The sequence below is a fragment of the Solidesulfovibrio aerotolerans genome (genome assembly GCF_009856865.1).
GTDB classification, from domain to species: domain Bacteria; phylum Desulfobacterota; class Desulfovibrionia; order Desulfovibrionales; family Desulfovibrionaceae; genus Solidesulfovibrio; species Solidesulfovibrio aerotolerans.
On record NZ_WVUD01000155.1, the window covers coordinates 1 to 255 of the forward strand.

The following is a 255-nucleotide window of genomic DNA, read 5'->3' on the forward strand; positions in this document are numbered from 1 at the left end:
TGCCGGCGGCCTGGACCCCGGTGTGCTCGGGGCAGTGGCCGGGCTACAACATCGTCCGGGACATTTTCGAGGACAATGAGACCGCCTTGATCGGCGTGTCCGTGGACAACCTCCCCACCCTTTTTGCTTGGACCCGGGAAATGGGCGGCCTGTGGTTTCCGGTGGCCTCGGATTTCTGGCCCCACGGCGGACTGGCCAAAAAGCTCGGCATCCTGCGCAGCGACGGAACCGCCGAACGCGCCCTGATTCTGGTCG

The 255-nt window shown here is 65.5% G+C and carries 1 protein-coding gene; it reads left to right on the forward strand.

Going from position 1 to position 255, the window contains the following annotated elements; all coding sequences use genetic code 11:
- On the forward strand, window positions 1–255 hold a 255-nt coding region (locus GTA51_RS20505; RefSeq protein ID WP_160964324.1), incomplete at both ends, for a redoxin domain-containing protein.